The sequence below is a fragment of the Methanoregula sp. genome (assembly GCF_023227875.1).
Lineage (GTDB): Archaea > Halobacteriota > Methanomicrobia > Methanomicrobiales > Methanospirillaceae > Methanoregula.
Map to the genome: position 1 here is coordinate 154,048 of NZ_JALOCH010000003.1, position 14,130 is coordinate 168,177.

General features: G+C 55.6%; 16 protein-coding genes. 9 read left to right on the forward strand and 7 right to left on the reverse strand.

The window, feature by feature from the left end; all coding sequences use genetic code 11:
- Nucleotides 1–128 precede the first annotated feature (128 nt).
- From M0R30_RS04545 to M0R30_RS04570, 6 genes are all read left to right on the forward strand, one after another.
- Nucleotides 129–575 (forward strand): DUF2178 domain-containing protein, encoded by a 447-nt coding sequence (locus M0R30_RS04545; protein WP_292543898.1) that lies wholly within the window; start codon nt 129–131, stop codon nt 573–575.
- Entirely contained in the window at nt 565–783 is a 219-nt protein-coding gene (locus tag M0R30_RS04550) for a helix-turn-helix transcriptional regulator (protein WP_292543900.1), read from the forward strand. The genes M0R30_RS04545 and M0R30_RS04550 overlap by 11 nt, the downstream gene beginning before the upstream one ends.
- 263 nt (nt 784–1,046) lie before the next feature.
- Complete coding sequence (locus tag M0R30_RS04555; RefSeq protein WP_292543902.1) at nt 1,047–2,345, forward strand: hypothetical protein; 1,299 nt, start codon at nt 1,047–1,049, stop codon at nt 2,343–2,345.
- 27 nt (nt 2,346–2,372) lie between these two features.
- Nucleotides 2,373–3,053 (forward strand): ABC transporter ATP-binding protein, encoded by a 681-nt coding sequence (locus M0R30_RS04560; RefSeq protein ID WP_292543905.1) that lies wholly within the window; start codon nt 2,373–2,375, stop codon nt 3,051–3,053.
- A complete protein-coding gene (locus M0R30_RS04565) occupies nt 3,050–4,261 on the forward strand; it encodes an ABC transporter permease (protein WP_292543908.1) in 1,212 nt (403 codons plus the stop codon). The genes M0R30_RS04560 and M0R30_RS04565 overlap by 4 nt, the downstream gene beginning before the upstream one ends.
- A 310-nt stretch (nt 4,262–4,571) precedes the next feature.
- A complete protein-coding gene (locus M0R30_RS04570) occupies nt 4,572–5,162 on the forward strand; it encodes an acetate uptake transporter (RefSeq protein ID WP_292543910.1) in 591 nt (196 codons plus the stop codon).
- 9 nt (nt 5,163–5,171) lie between these two features.
- On the opposite strand, the gene M0R30_RS04575 is transcribed toward M0R30_RS04570, so the two are convergent.
- The 4 genes from M0R30_RS04575 to M0R30_RS04590 all read right to left on the reverse strand — a co-directional run bounded on the left by M0R30_RS04575 (nt 5,172) and on the right by M0R30_RS04590 (nt 7,870).
- Nucleotides 5,172–5,687, reverse strand: a complete 516-nt coding sequence (locus tag M0R30_RS04575) for a GNAT family protein (protein WP_292543913.1) — start codon at nt 5,685–5,687, stop codon at nt 5,172–5,174.
- Nucleotides 5,688–5,804: 117 nt separating this feature from the next.
- Complete coding sequence (locus M0R30_RS04580; RefSeq protein ID WP_292543915.1) at nt 5,805–6,605, reverse strand: RsmD family RNA methyltransferase; 801 nt, start codon at nt 6,603–6,605, stop codon at nt 5,805–5,807.
- A 16-nt stretch (nt 6,606–6,621) separates the two neighbouring features.
- On the reverse strand, nt 6,622–6,825 hold the full coding sequence (locus M0R30_RS04585) for a hypothetical protein (RefSeq protein WP_292543918.1): 204 nt from the start codon (nt 6,823–6,825) through the stop codon (nt 6,622–6,624).
- Nucleotides 6,826–6,916: 91 nt separating this feature from the next.
- Nucleotides 6,917–7,870, reverse strand: a complete 954-nt coding sequence (locus M0R30_RS04590) for a PEGA domain-containing protein (RefSeq protein ID WP_292543920.1) — start codon at nt 7,868–7,870, stop codon at nt 6,917–6,919.
- A gap of 212 nt (nt 7,871–8,082) precedes the next feature.
- Between M0R30_RS04590 and M0R30_RS04595 the strand changes: the two genes are divergently transcribed.
- Nucleotides 8,083–9,471, forward strand: coding sequence for an MFS transporter (locus M0R30_RS04595; protein WP_292543922.1), 1,389 nt, complete (start codon nt 8,083–8,085; stop codon nt 9,469–9,471).
- Nucleotides 9,472–9,523: 52 nt separating this feature from the next.
- Complete coding sequence (locus M0R30_RS04600; protein ID WP_292543924.1) at nt 9,524–9,862, forward strand: STAS domain-containing protein; 339 nt, start codon at nt 9,524–9,526, stop codon at nt 9,860–9,862.
- A gap of 4 nt (nt 9,863–9,866) precedes the next feature.
- On the opposite strand, the gene M0R30_RS04605 is transcribed toward M0R30_RS04600, so the two are convergent.
- The 3 genes from M0R30_RS04605 to M0R30_RS04615 all read right to left on the reverse strand — a co-directional run bounded on the left by M0R30_RS04605 (nt 9,867) and on the right by M0R30_RS04615 (nt 11,950).
- Complete coding sequence (locus tag M0R30_RS04605; RefSeq protein ID WP_292543927.1) at nt 9,867–10,208, reverse strand: hypothetical protein; 342 nt, start codon at nt 10,206–10,208, stop codon at nt 9,867–9,869.
- A gap of 297 nt (nt 10,209–10,505) precedes the next feature.
- On the reverse strand, nt 10,506–11,168 hold the full coding sequence (locus M0R30_RS04610) for a metal-dependent hydrolase (RefSeq protein WP_292543930.1): 663 nt from the start codon (nt 11,166–11,168) through the stop codon (nt 10,506–10,508).
- 173 nt (nt 11,169–11,341) lie between these two features.
- Nucleotides 11,342–11,950: a response regulator receiver protein gene (locus M0R30_RS04615; protein ID WP_292543933.1), complete on the reverse strand. Its 609-nt coding sequence runs from the start codon at nt 11,948–11,950 to the stop codon at nt 11,342–11,344.
- A 326-nt stretch (nt 11,951–12,276) separates the two neighbouring features.
- Between M0R30_RS04615 and glyS the strand changes: the two genes are divergently transcribed.
- A complete protein-coding gene (gene glyS, locus M0R30_RS04620; RefSeq protein ID WP_292543935.1) occupies nt 12,277–13,998 on the forward strand; it encodes a glycine--tRNA ligase in 1,722 nt (573 codons plus the stop codon).
- Nucleotides 13,999–14,130 lie beyond the last annotated feature (132 nt).

The window sequence follows — 14,130 nt, forward strand, 5'->3', positions numbered from 1 at the left end:
GGGATATCAGGATATCCATATCGTATCATGATGTACTGCTACGAACAGTGGATGATATTATTCGTGAATAGGAAATTACAGTCACATTAATTAGCGTCAATGATAAAAACCAATAACAAAGGGGCTGCATGAAGAAGAATACGTTCTATCTCATGGCCGGGTGCATTGCACTCGTCCTGCTTGCGGTTTTCTGGTATTCAGTTGAGGTCCACAATCCCCTGTTCATCGAGATCGCCTTCGTTGTCGGGATTGTGGGTGCATACCTGGCCAGGAAACGGGTGACCGATCTCATCGAAGATGAGCGGAGCGCAAAGATCACCGAACAGGCCGTGCTCCGGACGTTCCAGGTCTTCTGGGTCGGGTTCTGTGCGATCTCGATCGGGGCGGTCATGCAGATCCTGTATGTCCCGCAATTCCCCAGGGAAATTTTTTTCACACGACCGCCTGAAATCCTCTCCCCCCGTATGATGGGGTATTTCCAGCTGGGGCTCCTCTGCCTGACAATCTTCCTGTATGTCGGGTTCAGGATGTACTATGCCCGCAAATATGGGGAATGGGAGACCGATGAAGAATAAGATCAAGGTATTCCGGGCAATGTACGATCTCACCCAGGAGGACCTTGCACAGGCAATCGGTGTCACGCGGCAGACCATCCTTGCCATCGAGAAGGGGAAGTATGTCCCCTCGCTCGAGCTCGCCTTCCGTATTGCACGGTATTTCAAGGTGAATATTGAAGAGGTGTTCACCTACGACGCGGAAGCACGTACCGTTGACGAGAGGTAATTGCGGCATCCGTGGCCCCCGTAAACAGATTTTTTACATTTTTCCTTTTCCCTTTTCACTCATGGTAGTGCGCGGCAGCGTGAAGTCAGTGTCTTTCACCCGCCTGTAGCGACGGTATAATCAGCATCGGATTACCTGCGCAATGAGAAGGTATAATATACAAAATGTTAAACATAATTAACAATTTGTGAAAAACATACGTTGCGGTCCTTTACTATGACCATGGTGTGTTGCACAACGAAAATTCCATCAAGTGAGGATATATGAAGAGATTATCAGTTTTTCTGGGGATTGTACTCCTCATCATGAGTATCGTATCCGTGAGCGCGGCAGGCAATACCATCACTGCCACTTCGCAGACCGAGGCCGCAGCGCTCGTGTATGTGTCCGGTTATGAAATGGAACCCGGTGTTTTCTACCCGTACGAGTCCGGGACGATCACCGTGCATGTCACGAATGCTGCCAATGCATCGGTGATGATATCCCAGCCGGATCTCATCAGCCCGAACCTCCACGTGAGCAACAAGGACACGTTTGCCACGTCAACGAACCTCGGCCCGGGCGCAACCGTTGATTATACCTTCCTTGTCACGGCTGACTGCAGCGACGGGACCTATTTCCCGCTGTTTACCGTGTCATCGAATGTTCCCGGGTCAAACGCGATCCATTCCGTCCTGACCCTTAAGGTGGATTCAACCGATGCCCGGGTCACCATCTCTCAAAAACCTGACAATTTCGCCATCTCGAAAACGGACACCGTGAATGTCAGTGTCATCAACCCGAGGGATGACGAGATCATCAATGTTATTGTCATGGCATCAGGCACGGGTGCAGAGATATCCCCCTGGGAACAGTATATCGGGACTATTGCTGCCAACAGCAAGGCTGAAACCACATTCCAGATCACACCAGAGACCCCTGAAGATGTAGTGTTCAATGTCACATTCGACAACGGGGACAACCACCGTAAGACCAGTGTGGTCCTCCCCTTGAACATCGGCGATGACAAGACCGGGGCGGAGATCGTGGTCAACAACATCGAAAGCTCCGGTTCCGGCATGACACAGACCCTGAAAGGGGATGTGACCAACAACGGACTGACCGATGCGAAGTCGGTCCTTGTCACGGTGGGGGGAGCGGCAACACCAGTCAACCCGAACCCCGTGTACGCAATCGGTAACCTTGAACCGGATGACTTCTCCAGTTTTGAAGTGACCTATACCATGACCGGCAACGGGGCAGTCCCGTTGATTGTCGATTATAAGGATGCCGACGGGAACTCATTCAGAGAGACCTTCAGCATTGCCGCTTCCAACAGTTCGGCAATGCCCGGCTCATCAGCAATGAACAGCGCACCTGCCGGAGCATCCAGCCAGCGTCGCGGAATGTTCGGATCGTTCGGGTCCGGTTTCAGCCAGATCCCGGTGACCGAGATCGTTGTCATTCTCATTGCCCTTGTCATCCTCATCTACGCGTGGAGAAAGGGACTCTTGCGACGCCTGATGAACAAGTTCCGCAAGGACCCATTACCTGAAACGGATGACAGCGAAGAGCAGGAGTAAGGAACCGGTCTTACCGATGGCAGAACCATGACAACCGTACCGGTCATTGAACTGGCCGATGTGAGCAAGATCTACCCGCTTCCCTCCGGCGACGTGCTGGCGCTCGATCATCTCTCGATCAAAATCGAGCGGGGCGAGTTTGTCGCCATCATGGGACCGTCAGGTTCCGGGAAGTCCACCCTCCTCAACCAGATCGGAGGACTGGATGTCCCGACTTCCGGGACGCTGCGCATCACCGGCAAAAACATCAGGAAGATGTCCGATGACAAACTCACCGATCTCCGGCTCAACGCCATCGGCTATATCTTCCAGAAGTTCAACTTGATCCCGCTCCTCTCCGCGTACGAGAACGTGGAGTACCCCTACATCCTCAAGCACCGGTGCAATGATACCACAGGCCGGGTCAGCAGGCTCCTTGCCGATGTGGGGATCAACAAGCGCCTGGCCAAGCACAAACCGGCCGAACTCTCCGGGGGACAGCAGCAGCGGGTTGCCATTGCACGGGCGCTCGTCAACGACCCCGATATCCTCCTCTGCGACGAACCGACAGGCAACCTGGACACAAAGACGGGTGGCCAGATCATGGAGATGCTCAACGGCCTGCACGACCAGGGCAGGACCGTCATCATCGTCACCCATGACCCGTCCGTGGGTGAACAGGCAGAACGGATCATCAGGATCCGGGACGGGAAGGTGGCAGACGCATGAAGAACGATATCATCCTCCAGCTTTCGGTGAGGAGTATCCGGCTGAATTTCCTCCGTTCGCTGCTCGCAGCCATCGGCATCGTCATTGGTGTCGTGGCTATATCCTCGATGGGCATGATGGGCGCGAATATGACCATGTCGGTCACCGAAGAGCTCTCGGCCATGGCCAACGTGCTGGTCGTGAAACCGGACAGTGGTGGCGGCGGTGGCGGTATGATGGGGGGCGGAGGCAGCTCTAGCGATGACGATTATATCGACAAGGATCAGTTTGATGATATTGAACGGGCTGCCGGGAAGTACGGGAATGTCTACCCGCTCTACCAGGAGTCCGATACGATCACGATCGGGGACGATGACCGCAGGGCAACTATCTACGGAATGCGGGATGAGGACATGGCAACGATCCTGACGGTGGCAAATGGGTCACTCCCCCAAACATCGAGTTCGGTCGTGGTCGGCCCGACCTTTGCAGAGAACAATGACCTCACGATCGGCAGTCGCATCACCATCGGTGACGAGGACGATGAAGAAGCGATCATCCAGAAGGTGCGGGTCGTCGGTATCCTTGAGGAGAAGGGCATGTCCATGGATCTCAACAGCGACAATGCGATCATCATGACGGAGAAGGCCTATAATGGCCTCTATGGCGGGGAAGGCGAGTATGACCAGGTCAACGTCATTCTCTACGACATCAACGACGCAGACACGGCAACTGAAGCCATCGAGGACAAGCTGAACCGCAAGGAGGACGAGGTAGCCGTGCAGGACAGCAGCCGCATGATGGAGAGCATCACTTCGACCGTCAGTACTCTTACTACATTTGTCATGGCGATTGCCGGTATCTCGCTCCTGGTTGCCGCGACTTCGATCTTCAATGTGATGATGATGTCGGTAACTGAACGGATCCGGGAGATTGGTATCCTGCGCAGCATCGGCACGCGGAAGAGCGAGGTGCTCCGGATGTTCATCTATGAAGCGGTGATCCTCGGCCTGGTCGGTGCCATCATCGGGGCGATCATGAGCGTCATCTTAGGCTGGCTCGTGGTGCTCGCCATGGTAGGGACAACGAAGTATTTCTTTACTTACCAGAGCCTGATCTATGTCCCGGTATCGATGGCGATCGGCATTGCCATCTGTGTCTTCTCGGGAGTGTACCCGGCATGGCGGGCGGCAAACCTCGATCCCATCGAGGCGCTGCGGAGCGATTAGGAACAACCGTATACGCCGGGGCATGGTCAGGTGCACCGGTCATCCCTCCCTTTTTCAATAGTATATCCTGCAATTCCCCCAGGGAATGAGGCGTTCATCACATTATTCCGTGTCCGATGTGGTGCATATTTTAGTGGAGATCTCCCAAATGCGGTGCATTTATCTCAAAAATCGAACAAGCAAATCAAAATTGTTTAATATTGCGCACCACAACTTTTAGAAAGTGGTGTATTATCAGTGTAATTCACCCGTTTACTGGTGCACTTTTACACTGCACCGTACACAGTATTCGTATTCACGTGAGGTAATTATGGAACACATCGATGAGATCAACAGGAACAATATTTTTCTCAATGACAACACCGCCAACCCGGCACCGCTCGGGTTGTGCGCATTCGGTATGACAACCCTCCTGCTCAGCCTGCACAATGCAGGTTTCATTGGGCTTTCCAGTCCCATTATCGCGATGGCGATCCTCTACGGGGGCATTGCGCAGGTCTGCGTCGGGCTCATGGAATGGAAGAAGAAGAACAGCTTCGGGATGCTGACCTTTGGCAGTTTCGGGTTCTTCTGGATCACCTTCGCGGCAATCCTGATCCTGCCGGCCCTCAGTCTTGCAAAGGCCCCAACGCCGGTTGAGCTTGCCGCCTTCCTTGCGATCTGGGGTGTATTCGCGTTTGGCCTCTTCATCTGCACGCTTGCGATGCACCGTCTCCTCCAGATCACGCTGGCAGCCGTGGTGCTCCTTGTCGTCTTCCTCGTTGCGGCAAACCTGACCGGCAGCGCCCTGATCCTGACTGTCGGCGGCGTGACCGGTCTCGTTGCCGGTGGTCTTGCGCTCTACATGGGCATGGGCCAGGTCATCAACGAGATCTTCGGCAGGAAGATCCTCCCGGTTTAATTCCCTTTTTTATCGCACGATCGCGTACATGACTTCGTCCATCGTTGTGCCGTTCTTTGTTAAGGCATTCTTATGGACTGCCTCCCGGACAAAACCGCATTTCTCCAGGACCCGCATGGATGCGGGATTGTTCGCAAATATCCCGGCCTGGAGCCGGACAATGGCGTACCGGTCAAACGCGACCGGTATAATCGCCCTGACCGCCCCGGTCACAATCCCCTGTCCCCAGAAAGGTTCGGCGAGCCAGTACCCGATCTCCGCGGTCCTCCGGTGAACATCCTCCAGCGGGTGGATGCCGATCCCCCCGCAGGTCTCGCCATCAACCACGATCGCGAGGAAGAGGTTCTTCCCGCCGGGTTCCGTTGCCCTGGCAATAAAACGCTTCGCATCGGAAAGGATATACGGGGAAGGGAAACCGTCCCGGAGCATGGATGCAATGCGGGGATTGTCCGCATGCCGTACAATGGACGGTGCATCTTCCTGCGTCCAGTCACGGAGCACGGCGGAGGGTGTGATGATGTGCATGGATAATTGCAGCTCTCTGGAAATATCTATCCGAAAGGCAGATTAACGTTAGCGGTTGAGGCGCGTCGGGAAGGCATCTTGCCCCTCCCGTTACTTTTTCCGGGATCCGATACCCTGTCAACCCTTTTTTACCAGATCGAATACCCAGCGGCTGATGCCCGGGGCTACGTTACCGCAGGTGTTCTGGTACGTGAGATCGAAACCTTTCCCGGCAAATTCCTCCACCAGTGCAGGGATCTCGTTCCCTGCTTTAAATGTGTAAAAATGGATCATGCCGTCCCCAGCCGCGAAGGGTGAGAGCACGTCAAGGATGGAATCCATGCCGTACGGTGTCGGGATGATGATCCGGTCAAACCGTCTCTCTGGCAGGAGCGTGGTATCACGTACGTCGCCCATGATGGTTGTCATCGCGTTCCGGACATGGTTCAGCGCAATATTCTCCTGGAGCCATGCATACGCGTCACGGTTCTGTTCAACCGCAACGACCCGGCCTCCCCGGGCTGCGGCCGGGATGGCAAAGGGCCCGACCCCGCAGAAGGGGACGAGGACTGCCTCCCCGGGTTCGACCTGGTTCGTGACCCGCATGCGCTCGAAGGCAAGGTGGATATTGAAAAAGACCTTCGTGACATCAAAGCGGTACTGAAAACCAAACTCTCGGTACCGGGTGACCGTGGTATCGCCGGCAAGGATCTCGTACGATGCGGTCCTCGCATCCGTCCGGACCTTGTGCACCTTATTGATGACGGTGTAAATGTTTCTTCTGCCGGTAAGGATCGTTTCTGCGATGGTCTTTTTGTATTCATCCAGTCCAGGAGGGATCGAGACGATGGCTATATCCCCGATCACATCGAAATGGCCGGAGAACCGGTTCAGGGCATCATCAGGCACAGCACCTTTAAGGCGGTCTTTGAGTTGCATTGTCGGGTAATTTCGTCTACATCATCTCATACAATGCAAGGCCGGCAATGCACACGGCCGAGAAGAAAAGGACAAGAGCGATATTGACCAGTTTATCCCGGTCTGTCATCATTGACCACCGGGGCTGCTGGCGTTTCGCTGCATACCCGATGAATAGGCCGATAACCGTCCCTGCAAAGGTGCCGAGCGCGATGATCATGAGAATGTCGAAGGTATTCATGGTGTCTTTTTATCCGGTTGCCTGTTTTCCGATATAAACCCGTGTCCGGATAATCCAAAAAACCCGGCCCGGGTAGGGTGTGAAAAAAATATTACCGGGGCCGCGACCGGAGATATGCAACCGATGCGGCGGCTCCGCAGAGTGACAGCAGGGCCCCCGCGGTGAGCCCCGGCGTTTTCAGCGGGAGCGCAGATATGGGGGATGATGGCGAGAGGGTGACCTCCAGGGGAGAGGTTGTGCCTGCGGCGATCGTGACCTCCTGCCGGATGGGAACATACCCGTCTTTTACGATCTCAACGGTGAGGTTGCCCGGGATGATGTTCGTTATGGTGACCGGGGATATCCCGGCAAGGGTTCCGTCAAGGGATACATTGGCGCCGGCAGGGGTGGTATTGACGACCAGCGTCCCTCTCTCGGGGGCAAGAACCGCAGTGATCTCCCCCTGTTCACCGGAGCGGATCACGGCGGTCGCGATGACCGGGGTAAACCCGAATTTCGAGACATTGACGGTATAGGTCCCCGGCTCGATGGTGTTCAGCGTGAGGGGGGACTTTCCCTGGTACAGCCCGTTAACGACCACCGACGCATCGGCCGGCTCGGATATGATGAGGAGGGATCCGGGCACGGCCTGTGTTGGTGGTGTACTGATGGAGATGGAAGGCCTGCCGAGCGTAACGGATATGGTGCCGTATTCCGCGTTCTGCAGGTGTGAGCGGTCGTTCGGGCCATTGACGACCCAGATCGTGTAGGTCCCGTCATCAAGGCGCCCGTTGATGTTGTTCGTATGCCAGTTGTAACTCCAGCTGTCATCTTCCCCGTTTACCTGCACGACGGTAAACCCCCCGTCCTCTGCAAGTTTCGTGATGTCATTGAGGGCAACCCCGTTTGACGGGAGGTTGGGGCCGGTCAGGTAGAGGTACACGTTATTGCTGGTCGGGGAATACCCGGAGAGCGGGATCGTGTCCCCCGAATATGCCTGGATGCTCACTCCCGCTGAGGCGCTGCCGGCAAGGAGCAGGCAGGCGAGCAGGACGAGGGTCATCATCACTGGTTTGCGGAAACGGGACATATATATCAGATCTGTTATTGTACCGGGTCCCATTAATTCTTTCAGGTATGCATGTCCCTCCAGGGCCTTGTATCTGTTCCGGCTCATCCGTCCATTCCCCACCTTCTACGGGGAACCCTGGCATTCCCGGGAACCGCGTGTTTCACAATCTCTTTGTGCCAGTCCTTCCTAAACGGTGTATACCCATCATGCCCGATACCCGGAAGATCGCCCTCTTCATCGCCCTCCTCTCCGGCTTCCTGACGCCGTTTGACCTCTCCGCGGTCAATATCGCCCTCCCTTCCATTGGCGGGGAGTTCGCGATGGACGCCCTCGAGATGGGCTGGGTTGCATCGGCCTATCTCCTGGCATCTGCCGTGTTTCTCCTGCCGTTTGGCAGGATCGCGGATATTTACGGGCGTAAGAAAATATTTACCGGCGGGCTGTTCATCTTCACGCTGGCATCTGTCCTGATGATTTTCTCCACATCGTCGCTGATGATCATCCTCGTGCGCATGCTCCAGGGTTTCGGGGGGGCGATGATCTTCGGGACGGCGGTTGCGATCCTCACGTCCGTGACGCCGGCCCATGAGCGGGGAAAGGCACTGGGGATTTACACGACCGCGGTCTATTTGGGGCTCTCGACCGGGCCTTTTTTCGGCGGGATCCTGACGGAGTATCTTGGCTGGCGGAGTATCTTCCTCGTCAATATCCCCATCGGGGTGTTCGCCATTGCCATGATCCTCCTGTTCTTAAAGGATGAGTGGGCGGATTGCCGCGGGGAGCCGTTCGATATTGGCGGGGCGATACGGTACGGCCTCGGCCTTGTCTGCGTGATGTACGGTTTCTCCCTGCTCCCCGGGATCACGGGTTTTGTCCTGCTGGTTGCCGGGAGCGCGATCCTTGTCTGGTTTGTCCTGCAGGAACTCCGCACCGATTATCCCCTGCTGGACATGGCCCTCTTCACCGCAAACCGGGTCTTTGCTTTCTCGAACCTGGCCGCCCTGATCAATTACAGCGCAACCTTTGCGGTCACGTTCTTTCTGAGCCTGTACCTCCAGTATGTCAAGGACTTCACCGCGCAGGATGCAGGGATGCTCCTTGTGGTACAGCCGGTGGTCATGGCACTCTTCTCACCGGCAGCAGGCCGCCTGTCCGACCGGGTAAAGCCGGGTAAGATCGCATCGGCAGGCATGGCTCTGACTGCACTGGGACTCGTCCTTCTCGTAACCGTGGATGCATCGACCCCGTTTTCCATGTTCATCCTCATCCTCGTCATCCTTGGCGCCGGCCTCGGCCTCTTCTCCTCGCCGAATACCAACGCGATCATGGGCTCGGTTGACCGGAAGAAATACGGCGTCGCTTCCGGGACGCTGGGCACGATGCGGCTTGTCGGCCAGATGTTCTCGATGGGCATTGCCATGATGATCCTGGCGATCTATATCGGCGACGCCCAGATCACCGAATCGCTCTACCCGGCGTTTATCGGAAGCATGCGGATCTGTTTTGGCATCTTTGCCGTGCTCTGCATTGCCGGGGTTTTTTTCTCCCTGGTGCGGCACAACGTCATTCCCGCTCCCGGAAACAACAGCCCGTGACAGACTGGCGTCATTTATATGCTTCCTGAACCAAGTCACCGTACGGATACGTATGACGTTAGAAACAACCACCATCAAAGAGACCTGTATTGTCCTGGTCCCGGAGCGCCTCGATGGCAGCACTGCACCGGGCATGGAGACGGATCTCCGGAAGATCCTTGCCGATGCACACCAGAAAAACGTGATCTTCGATTTCTCGAAGACGAATTATCTCGCCAGTGCCGGCATGAGGGCAATGCTCCAGCTCTCACGTGACCTGATGAAAGCCGGCGGGAAGGTCATCCTTGTCGAGCTCCACCCGAATGTGTACAAGGTCTTCGACATGGCAGGGTTTACGAGCATCTTTACCATCTGTAAATCCCGGGAAGAGGCGCTGCAGAAAATACCGTGACCGGTCAGGCGCTCTCTTCCTCTTTTGCCTGCTCAGTCTCTCCCTTGAAATAGTCCACCCACGCCTGCCGCGTCTCTTTCTGGAGCATGCTGTTTTTCAGGTGCTGCCAGAGCGCGATGAGCACCAGCAGGTAGGCAAGGGTCCTGATAATAATCAGGGGGACCGTCAGGGCTACCTTGAGCCCGGCCAGCGTGGCTGCATGGGATATGCCGAACAACCCGAATGCTGCCCCGATGAATGCCGGCAGCATCTCACCGCTCTTCCGGAAGCAGAGAACCCCGAGAATGACGATCGCAATACACAACAGCAGGTTAACAAAGAGTATAGGATCCCATTCCAGCGCCACGATGCATCCTCGTACTGAACTGGGGACAGAGACTCTAAAAAAATTTCGATCTGTCCATCGGGCATTGTATACAGGTATGGATTATAGCGGCTGCTCCCACGTATGGCCACAACCGGAACAGGCAACGACCACGATCGTCTTGTTGTTGACGGTCCTGCAGTTCGTCCATTCGTTCTTTTTCTATCCGCACTTCGGATAGTCCGGCATGGCACTCCCCGGTCCGGGACGGCTACGAAATAGTTGACCCGGTCATTATAATGTTCTCATGATCCCGGAAAAAAGGGAACGGTGAATGGATTACGGGAGGATCTCAAAGGTTTCGCCCGGCTGCATTACCTGCACCTTCAGGTCCGTTGTCCGTTCAACTGCCTTTTTCAGGACCAGCGGATCGGCAGCGATCCGGTCCCACGTATTGTAATGGATGGGGATGACCGTCCCTGCTCCGATGAAATTTGCTGCGATCATCGCCTCGGCAACGCCCATCGTATACCTTCCCCCGATGGGGAGGAGCGCCACGTCCGGGTGATAGAGTTCCCCGATCAGTTTCATGTCGGAAAAGAGGGCGGTATCCCCCGCGTGGTATACCTTCACGCCATCCATCCCGATGACAAAACCCGCCGGGACACCTCCCGTGAACCCCGGCCCCGCCTCTTCGATCGCCGTTGAATGCACTGCCTGCGTCATGGTGAACGAGACACCATCGACTACCAGTGTCCCGCCGATGTTCATGCTCTCGACCGGGACGCCCTTGGCTTTGAGGTATTTTGCGATCTCGGTGATGGCAATGGTTTTTCTCCCCATTGACACGGTCTCTCCCATGTGGTCGCTGTGACCATGGGTGACGGCAACAATATCGGGACTGGTGGCGGCGACGCTCCCCCCTTCGATGAAGGGATCGATAAGGACTTTTTTTGTGCCGGAGAGGAGCACACAGGAATGGCCGAGCCAGGTGAGTTGCATATATGCAGATCTGATTACGTAGGAATGAACATTACCCTCCGGACGCAGGCGGTGGACCTGGAGCGAGTGATCCGTCAGAAGTCAAAGAACGTTGATACGATCTTCTCCTCCTCGTGGTTCTGACGAACCACTCGGATAAAAAAAGGGGGCTTGCCGGCCGGGGAAACGAGCCCTTATGTCACATCGATCAGTTCAGCTTCAGTGATATCGATGGAATCACCGAGGCTGTCGGCAGTGGCGCTCCGGGTCATCTGCTCCGAGAGGTCCCGGTCTTCCATCACATCGCGGATGCGGTCGATATAGGGGTCGATGGTCGGGTCTTCCTGCTCCTCGATTACGTGCCGGTATTCCCTGAGGGTCGAGGGGCTTACGCCCAGCTCTTCGGATACTTCTTTCATGGTCTTCCCGGACTCGACGAGTTCCTCCATCTGTTCCTTGTCAAAGGGCATCTTGAAGTCAAGTTCCCGGAAGAGCTTGAGCCGTACCCGTGCCCGTGCCACCGTCTTTGACAGTTTCTCGTCCCCGAGTTCGCGTGCAATCTCGGTGTCATTCTTGTCTGCATAGAATGAGGTGACGAGTTTTGCCAGCTGGATCGGTTTTAAGGAGGTCTTGAAGATCCCCTGTTCCGTGATCTCTCTCATGACGAGAGCGACCTCGCGTTCTATTGCGTCACTGTCTCTTAAGGTACCATGGATATTTTTCATGGGCTCGACGATCTTGGTCTTGCCCGACATGGAACTGAAGAGTTTCAGAAGGTGTGCTTTACGTTTGTCTTCGGTCATTGCATACCCCGTATTGGGATTAGGATATACAATACTTTACCAACTATTTAATGCTATCTTTACGCGTTGTTTGACCAAAAGACGTATAAATTGGTTTTAAATCCTTTAAGCCATTGTGGTTTTTTTGTACCAGTTTCGATCGAAAAGGAACCTGATTGTGCAATCCGGGGAGAATCGCCGGTACTCCCGGGGGACCCGGTAATGAGCTGATGGAATAGAGAATGATCGCAAACGTGTGCTCACAGGTTCATGTCCCGGTGCACATTTTTATCAGAGTCTTTTTGTCGCCAGTCGTTCAACAGTATTAGAACGAATTCGTGATCACCATGAGCGATGTCTTTGAGAACGTGATGGAACTTGCAAAACGCAGGGGTTTTATCTGGCCAACCTCCGAGTGTTACGGCGCTGTTGCAGGGTTCATCGATTACGGGCCGCTGGGCGCAATGATGAAGCGGCGGATCGAGAATATCTGGCGGGATTTTTACGTCATCCGTGAAGGGTACTACGAGATCGAATGCCCCACGATCGCACAGGAGGCCGTCTTTATCGCCTCCGGCCACGTTGCCGGGTTCGCTGACAAGATGTGCCAGTGCCCGCACTGCAGGGAGTTCCTGAGAGCAGACCATGTGGCTGAAGGTGGAGGGGTAAAGAATGCGTCCACCATGGGTAACCAGGATCTCGCAACCGCCCTTGCCACCTGCAAGTGCCTTGCCTGCGAAGAGGTGCTTGGGAATGTCGAGGTCTTCGGGTTCAACCTGATGTTCAAGACCTCCATTGGCCCGGACACGAAACGGGTCGGCTACCTCCGTCCCGAGACTGCACAGGGCATGTTCGTTGACTTTTCCCGGCTCCTCCGGTTCTACCGCGACAAGCTCCCGTTCGGCGCCGTCCAGATCGGCAAATCTTACCGGAATGAGATCTCCCCCCGGCAGGGTATGATCCGGCTCCGCGAGTTCACGCAGGCAGAGGCTGAGATCTTCGTCCACCCGGACGAGAAGAACCGTCACCCCACGTTCCACCGGTACGCGGATTACCGGATGCCGCTCCTGACCTATGGCCAGCAGCAGAAATGCGAAGAGGCCGTTTCCCTCTCGATGCGGGAGGCCGTGGACAAGGGCGTTATCGCAAACGAATACCTCGCCTACTACGTGGCCCTGACCCACGAGCTGCTCGTCTCCATCGGGATAAAACCGGAACGCCTCCGGTTCCGGCAGCACCTCCCCGATGAGCGGGCGCATTACGCAACGGACTGCTGGGACGCCGAGATCCTGTCCGACCGTTTCGGCTGGATCGAGACCGTGGGCCTCGCCGACCGCACCAATTACGACCTCAACGCCCATGCAAAGGAGAGCGGTACCCCGATGACGGTCTTCATCCAGTACGCTGAGCCGAAGAAGGTACAGCGCCGGCGGATCATCCCCAACATGGGTGTGCTCGGGAAACAGTACCGGAACAAGGCGAAGGCGATCTTCGAGGCACTCGGGAATTCAACTCCCACCGCTGATGGTGCTGATGTCGTTGTCGATGGCGAGAAGATCCATATCCCCGCGGATCTCTTCGAAGTCCGCGACGAGGTCGTGGATATCCGGGGCGAGGACATCGTCCCGCACGTGATCGAACCCTCGTACGGTATCGACCGGATGTGCTACGCGGTGCTCGAACAGGCCTACGATGAGGATGAGGCCGATGGCGAGAAGCGTACGGTCATGCGTTTTTCCCCGAAGGTAGCCCCGGTACAGGTTGCGGTTTTTCCTTTAATGACGCGGGACGGTCTCGATACTATCGCCGATGAGATTACCCGGAAACTGCATAAGGCCGGGATCCTCGCGGAGTACGATGACTCGGGGGCAATCGGCCGGCGCTACCGGAGGCAGGATGAGATCGGGACACCGTTCGCTGTTACCGTTGATTACGATACGAAGGAGAACAATACCGTTACGCTCCGCGACCGGGACAGCATGAAGCAGGTGCGGATTGCGATTGATAAGCTGCCGGAGACGATTGGTGCTCTTGTGGAAGGGAGCGTTACGTTTGCGTCGCTCCAATAATATCTCAATATTTTTTTGACTATTCTTCAGATATAGAAATGAGAACTAACGTTCCCATTCTGTTAAGAATGATGATGGGGGCTGATGCCCCCATACCCCCTTTGCGATGGCTGCCGCCGCCTCAACGAACCT

Bases quoted from the DNA above. Each gene is read 5' to 3' on its own strand.
- M0R30_RS04615 (WP_292543933.1), bottom strand. From the start codon at position 11,950: ATGACCGAAGACAAACGTAAAGCACACCTTCTGAAACTCTTCAGTTCC.
- M0R30_RS04585 (WP_292543918.1), bottom strand. From the start codon at position 6,825: ATGAATACCTTCGACATTCTCATGATCATCGCGCTCGGCACCTTTGCA.
- M0R30_RS04610 (WP_292543930.1), bottom strand. From the start codon at position 11,168: ATGCAACTCACCTGGCTCGGCCATTCCTGTGTGCTCCTCTCCGGCACA.
- M0R30_RS04560 (WP_292543905.1), top strand. From the start codon at position 2,373: ATGACAACCGTACCGGTCATTGAACTGGCCGATGTGAGCAAGATCTAC.
- M0R30_RS04580 (WP_292543915.1), bottom strand. From the start codon at position 6,605: ATGCAACTCAAAGACCGCCTTAAAGGTGCTGTGCCTGATGATGCCCTG.
- M0R30_RS04590 (WP_292543920.1), bottom strand. From the start codon at position 7,870: ATGATGACCCTCGTCCTGCTCGCCTGCCTGCTCCTTGCCGGCAGCGCC.
- M0R30_RS04545 (WP_292543898.1), top strand. From the start codon at position 129: ATGAAGAAGAATACGTTCTATCTCATGGCCGGGTGCATTGCACTCGTC.
- M0R30_RS04575 (WP_292543913.1), bottom strand. From the start codon at position 5,687: ATGCACATCATCACACCCTCCGCCGTGCTCCGTGACTGGACGCAGGAA.
- M0R30_RS04570 (WP_292543910.1), top strand. From the start codon at position 4,572: ATGGAACACATCGATGAGATCAACAGGAACAATATTTTTCTCAATGAC.
- M0R30_RS04565 (WP_292543908.1), top strand. From the start codon at position 3,050: ATGAAGAACGATATCATCCTCCAGCTTTCGGTGAGGAGTATCCGGCTG.
- glyS (WP_292543935.1), top strand. From the start codon at position 12,277: ATGAGCGATGTCTTTGAGAACGTGATGGAACTTGCAAAACGCAGGGGT.
- M0R30_RS04595 (WP_292543922.1), top strand. From the start codon at position 8,083: ATGCCCGATACCCGGAAGATCGCCCTCTTCATCGCCCTCCTCTCCGGC.
- M0R30_RS04555 (WP_292543902.1), top strand. From the start codon at position 1,047: ATGAAGAGATTATCAGTTTTTCTGGGGATTGTACTCCTCATCATGAGT.
- M0R30_RS04550 (WP_292543900.1), top strand. From the start codon at position 565: ATGAAGAATAAGATCAAGGTATTCCGGGCAATGTACGATCTCACCCAG.
- M0R30_RS04600 (WP_292543924.1), top strand. From the start codon at position 9,524: ATGACGTTAGAAACAACCACCATCAAAGAGACCTGTATTGTCCTGGTC.